Origin of the sequence: Neobacillus drentensis (assembly GCF_036965425.1) — a bacterium.
Classification (GTDB): Bacteria; Bacillota; Bacilli; order Bacillales; family Cytobacillaceae; genus Neobacillus; species Neobacillus drentensis_F.
This window is the reverse complement of the sequence record NZ_JBALPP010000170.1, coordinates 1-5,814: the sequence shown is the minus strand read 5'-3', so window position 1 is coordinate 5,814 and position 5,814 is coordinate 1. Positions and strand designations below refer to the sequence as shown.

5 protein-coding genes are annotated in these 5,814 nt (G+C 34.7%); 1 reads left to right on the top strand and 4 read right to left on the bottom strand.

The window, feature by feature from the left end; genetic code table 11:
• Nucleotides 1–279 precede the first annotated feature (279 nt).
• Together V7161_RS29025 and V7161_RS29020 are read right to left on the bottom strand one after the other, a co-directional pair.
• A complete protein-coding gene (locus tag V7161_RS29025; protein ID WP_335716240.1) occupies nt 280–546 on the bottom strand; it encodes a phosphocarrier protein HPr in 267 nt (88 codons plus the stop codon).
• A 152-nt stretch (nt 547–698) separates the two neighbouring features.
• Nucleotides 699–1,589: a DMT family transporter gene (locus V7161_RS29020; RefSeq protein WP_335716239.1), complete on the bottom strand. Its 891-nt coding sequence runs from the start codon at nt 1,587–1,589 to the stop codon at nt 699–701.
• Between the two features lie 158 nt (nt 1,590–1,747).
• On the opposite strand from V7161_RS29020, the gene V7161_RS29015 reads away from it, so the two are divergent.
• Nucleotides 1,748–3,196, top strand: a complete 1,449-nt coding sequence (locus tag V7161_RS29015) for a PLP-dependent aminotransferase family protein (protein WP_335716238.1) — start codon at nt 1,748–1,750, stop codon at nt 3,194–3,196.
• A 1,040-nt stretch (nt 3,197–4,236) separates the two neighbouring features.
• Here the strand turns inward: V7161_RS29015 and V7161_RS29010 are convergent.
• Entirely contained in the window at nt 4,237–4,701 is a 465-nt protein-coding gene (locus V7161_RS29010) for a hypothetical protein (RefSeq protein ID WP_335716237.1), read from the bottom strand.
• A gap of 248 nt (nt 4,702–4,949) precedes the next feature.
• On the bottom strand, nt 4,950–5,456 hold the full coding sequence (locus tag V7161_RS29005) for a cytoplasmic protein (RefSeq protein WP_420491688.1): 507 nt from the start codon (nt 5,454–5,456) through the stop codon (nt 4,950–4,952).
• Nucleotides 5,457–5,814: the final 358 nt, after the last annotated feature.

The following is a 5,814-nucleotide window of genomic DNA, read 5'->3' as shown; positions in this document are numbered from 1 at the left end:
AAATAGTATAAGGAGTACAGAGTAGGAATAATCTGTAAGTGCGTGTTCATACGAATTTCACCAATTTTACTTTCCTTTCAGCTTAATTATCAGATAAAAATAGCATTATAATATATGAAAAACCTAAAGATCGGGTTAGAATGATTTTACCTATCGATTTTAATCGATCTTTAGGCTTTGCCTGGTATTCACTAATAACAACTCTAAATGATTAAAAAACATAAATGTACCATATTTTATTTCTATAACATAATAACCAAAAGCTTCTTCCTATAGAATTTAATCAACTAGACCTTCTCTTTTCATTGTGTGCTCTAATGCAGCTAATGCCTTTTCTGAATCCGGACCATCTGACAATACTTTAATCGAGGCACCTTTTGGAATTCCCAAAGACATAACACCCATAATTGATTTAAGGTTCACTTGTTTGTCATTGTATATTAAGTGAACATCAGCATCAAATATACTTGCTTCCTTAACTAATATAGTTACTGGTATAGCATATAATCCAGCCTTCTCTATAATAACAAAGTTTTTTTCTTGCATAACTTCACACCTTTCCCCTATTTCCCAAAAGTATTAATTATAAAGTTCTACCGTTTGTTTCAATTACATCTTCATACCAATAGTAACTTTATCTTTTTAATGCGAAGAAGAACCTTTGTACTTTCTTCATCCCTATTTCTGAAAGTTGTTGACTATAGTGCTTTACCCTGTTTTTTGTCTTTTTTGAAATGAAAGAGCATAACTCCGGATAGTGTGATAACCCCTCCTACTATAGAATGGAGTTTTGGTACCTCTGCAACCCACACCCATGAAAGGACAAATGCAAGTGCCGGCGTTAAATAAAGGGAACTAGTTGCCTCCAATGCTCCTACACGTGAAGTTGTGTAAGCTAATGCGAGATAAGGAATAACTGTAGAAAACATGCCTAAGTACACAATACTAAGTGTTGATTCTATTGTTGATTTCGTCATTTCACTCGTTAATCCTGGGAGAAAGAAAAGCATGAATAACGTCCCCCCCCAAATCGTATAGGTTGTAAATGCATGAAATCCATACTTTTTTAAATAACGTGTTTGAAAAACAAAATATAAACTTTCTGAAAAGGATGCTAAAAGAATGAATAAAATCCCAGTAGTATATTCAAAATTTCGCCCTGTACCCAACGAGAATAAAGCCACTCCTAAAAAGCTTATAATAGAACCAATCCACTTTGATAATCTAAACCTTTCTCTAAGAAACCAAACGGCTAAAAGAGATGAAAAAATAGAAGTCGTTGATACAAGCAAGCTTGCAACACCTGCACTTACTGTTTTCTCTCCAACGTTTAAAGCTGTATGATAAACAGAGAAACCTAGGAAACCTAGCAATAAAATAACAGGAATATCTTTTAATTCCGGTAAACGCATATGAGTTATGATTGCGATCAATACAAGCACTACAGAAGCAATCAGTAATCGAAAAAGAGCAAGGTGTTCAGGCGTATAGGACTCTAATCCGACCCGTATGCTAGGAAAGGCTGAAGCCCATAAAAAAATAGTTAGGCCATACGCAACTATAACACTGAAGCTCCATTTTTGAGCCAACTTATCACATCCTTTGCACAACTAAACCCAACCAATATTGTGTTTTCGCTTTTTCCTTTCCCATTTTAATCAGTATTTGATAAAATGTCTCCAACCAGTTTGATATTCCTAAAACCAACCACTTAAATTAATAAATAAATGTAAAGGAGAATTTTTTAATGAGCAACATCGATTGGAAAAAAAAGAAAGAGTCTCCTAAGTATCAACAAATCGTGGATTATATCAAAGAGAAAATCGCCAATGGGGAATGGCCGATAGGAAGTAAAATCCCTAGTCAGCGAAAATTGTCCACGTGGTTTGATGTAAATCGGAGTACCGTCATCACTGCTTTAGAGGAATTAATGGCTGTTGGTTTGATTGAGGGAAAAATGGGAAAAGGTACATTCGTAGCTAATAATACATGGACATTACTGTGCACAAGTCCTTCAGTCGATTGGAACGAACATGTCAAATCGGGATTACTCAAACCGAGTCAAGTGACTGTCCAAGAGATTAATCAAGCCGAATCAAACATAAACCTTATTCAACTTAGTAAAGGTGAACTTTCTAAAGAAGTATTTCCTTTAGATACAATGAAGCTTGTAATGCGAAGGATATCAGATAAATTAGAGGCTTTCGGATATGAAGAACCAAAAGGATTTTTGCCTCTACGAGAAGTGTTAAGCGACTATTTAAGCACAATCGGTGTTCATGTCTCGCCTTCTTCCATTTTAATTGTTTCTGGGGCATTACAGGCTTTGCAATTGATTTCAGTTGGCCTTCTACACAGGGGATCGACTGTGTTACTTGAAAAGCCTTCATACCTTTATTCTCTACACGTGTTTCAATCAGCAGGGATGAAGCTTACAGGTCTACCAATAGATCAACATGGTCTTTTGCAAAATTCCGTTTCCCTATCAAACAAACAACGAGGCAGATCCATTTTATATACGATTCCTTGTTTTCATAATCCTACGGGGATATTAATGTCAGAAAAACGACGACAAGAGCTCATTCAAGTATGTAAAAAAGAACAGCTTCCTTTGATTGAAGATGATATTTATCGAGAATTATGGATCGATGATCCGCCACCTCCTCCTTTAAAGGCAAGGGATAAACATGGACACGTATTGTATCTGGGTAGTTTGTCCAAAACGTTAAGCCCGGGTTTAAGAATCGGTTGGATTGTCGGTCCAGAACCTGTAATAGAACGATTATCCGATATCAAAATGCAAACCGATTATGGTTCAGGTTCCTTATCTCAACGGGTTGCTGCTGAATGGATAAAAAGTGGGTTGTATGAGCAACATCTTAAGTGTGTAAGAGAACAGCTTAAAGTAAGGAGACAGGTAATACTAGAGGCTTTAGAAATTCATTTAAAGGGTATTGCCACATGGGATGTACCAAAGGGAGGTTTTTTCATTTGGTTAAAAATACTACCAAGTTTGTCAATGAGGGAACTTTATATAAAGGCATTATCCGAAGGTATTCTTCTTAATCCAGGAAATATTTATGGTCAAGAATCCAATCGTTGTCTTCGCCTATCTTACGGCTATGCACCATTAATAGATTTGCAAACGGGGATTTACAAAATTAGCAAAATAATCCTAGAACTAGTAAAACGTTAATAATGGTCTGGAAGAGAACTATGTAAAATGTTACATAAGTAATAAAAATAAAAACCAAAGATTCCTTAGTGATAAGAAAATCGCCCATTCATGTGTTACTCCTTCCCTCCTTAAGGGATAACGCACAAGCAAGTGTAATCGCTAAACTGATTTAATAGAGTTTGTTCTTACTCATTTTAATCCTCCAATAAAAAATGCAAATCCTTTTTATACAGATAGATAAGGCTTTGAAGTTATCGCCACCTTAAAAGTGAATTTATAGGTAGTAATATTCAATTCTCTTATTGAACTATCCGGCGCCGTTAGTTGAACAAGAAAAGGGATCGTCGCAGCAATCCCTTTCTTAAATTAATGCACCCGTTTGTTGAAGATGATTAATCCATCTCTTCGGCAATCTTTTTCAGTGCCTTTGCACAAAAACAATAAATAGCCTCAAATACTTCTCCAAAAACAGTTTGTCAGCTATAACGCCAATTAGACGAATGGAGACTTATACTGGAATTTATCTATCATTATTGTTCTGCCTGCTTCACTCCTGCACCCGTTAGTGTAAGTACAATGTTTCACAAGTTCCCTTCATCACTACTATCCTGTCTAAAAGCACTTTTTAAAGTTATCGTAACCTTGTAAATCTGGCATGTTCTTCTTTTACTAAACTTATGAATTTCTCCTTCTCCACATCCATACTTGTAATCATTTTTACATTTTTTTCACTACTTAAGAACCGCTTCACCCTGCTGTTATTGTAAATTATATATTCGTATCTATAATCCTTCTCCATTAAGGAAAACCAATCTTCTTCCCTTAATCTGATAATGTGTTTTTGGAATTTTGACTCAGATGACAAATTAGGAATGAAATGTCCAATTATATCGCCTGCAATATCAATTAGTAAATCAATAATAAAACTGGTAATGGGAGTTCACTCCTTAAGAAATTTGCTTAATAACTATTTTATCTTTATCGGGAATACAAATATAAGTACACTCTTAAGACCAAGAAAAATCGCTACTTTTTATTTAACTCTTGCACCCGTTAATTTAATAAGGAAATGGGTATCGTTCTAAGGATAAAACTAAGTCTTTAAGTTCATCAATGTCTTCCCTGTTCCATTTTTCTCTTTCAAATGACCAGATTACCTTTTTTGAAACAGACAGGATTGAATCTCTAACTTCTTTAATTGAACAATTTGCTGTTTTAACTATTTGGCGTTTTACCCCCTCATCTATGCAAAAGCGTAATTTTAAATTTTCATTATCTAACTTCTTAGCTAAAACAATTGGAGTGCCGTCCATAAAATCAAACTCAAAAGTTCTTCCGAAATCAGAAACAATTAACCCTTTAATTGAATTTATCCACCAGGTTAATATAGTAACTACAAAATCAGACCATCCTTCTTCGGGAAAATAACGATGGTAGTCAATGACGAAGTAAATTTTCCCGGTAAAGTTTTGTCTGTTTTCTAAAGTTTCTAAATCAACTTCAATTGAGATATGCGGCTTCATCAAAATCATTCCCTGTATATTTATTTACATTATAATTCTCAGCCTGTTTTTAATTAACCTTTTTTCAGCTAAACTGCCCGTTCGCATAATAAGCAAAAAAAGACAGCCGCAGCGTCCATCTTTAACTCAAACACCGTTACTTGAATATGAAACTTATCTATTGTAAGCACCTTTATTAATTTCACTTAAAATGAACTAAATTCCGTTATTAAGGAGCTTAGGAAATTCACCAAGCTCCTATTTTCCATCTAATCTGTTTTTAATATCAAAATCGTGTCGTATAAATACACTTTTTGACTTGGTTTTGTATTTTCATTGTTTAATAAAATCGTACCGTTCTTGATTTTTCGGATGATTTCAGTTCTGCTTAATCCTTCAATATGGCTGGCTAAGGCTTGATCCAGGCGAAAGCTTCCTTCCACAACGGTAACTTTAAATTCAATGACTGGTTGTTCCGCTAATCCTTGCATGGAGAATCTCTCAGTCTTTATTATCGTTTCAATCTCAGTGGGAATAAGGTTTTCAGGAATAACATGGTCAGAAAATGACTTGTAAATATCTAGTTTCTTGTTCCAAGTATGGTTTTTAGGACATTTAAAAATAGCAAACTGATAAATGTATTTTCCGTTCGCATTATGTCTCCTAATCGTTGTATCGGAAAAAACGGTTACCTTCTTGCACATCTTACAATGTCTTCTTATGGTATCAGCTTCACGTTTTTGAAGTAAAACCATTGGCATTGTTAGCATTTCCATCGTTTATCACCTCGAATAATGATTCGAGGAATACAACTCCTATTTGAAATTCTTGCAGCATGCACAACAAAAAAAGGTCCCCAAATGGCAGGAGAACCTTTGAACGCATTGTCTTTTAAACGTAACAGACTGCAGTTCGCTGTATTCCTTCTGTAATGGGATGTAGACAGACCTCTCCCGTAGTCAAAAAACCGTAAGTTTTTTTACATAAGAGAAGTTATCCAATTGTTTTCCATTACAGAGTAAATGATGGCATACAGGTCACATGTTCCTTTCTTTCAAACAGGATATAAAAATTTTACCATATATTACAGCTAATACCTATATTTTATATAAATTTCTTAAATTTATGGAACAC

Excerpts from the sequence above, each read along its gene's own strand:
- V7161_RS29025 (WP_335716240.1), bottom strand. The coding sequence starts at position 546 with ATGCAAGAAAAAAACTTTGTTATTATAGAGAAGGCTGGATTATATGCT.
- V7161_RS29015 (WP_335716238.1), top strand. The coding sequence starts at position 1,748 with ATGAGCAACATCGATTGGAAAAAAAAGAAAGAGTCTCCTAAGTATCAA.
- V7161_RS29010 (WP_335716237.1), bottom strand. The coding sequence starts at position 4,701 with ATGAAGCCGCATATCTCAATTGAAGTTGATTTAGAAACTTTAGAAAAC.
- V7161_RS29005 (WP_420491688.1), bottom strand. The coding sequence starts at position 5,456 with ATGGAAATGCTAACAATGCCAATGGTTTTACTTCAAAAACGTGAAGCT.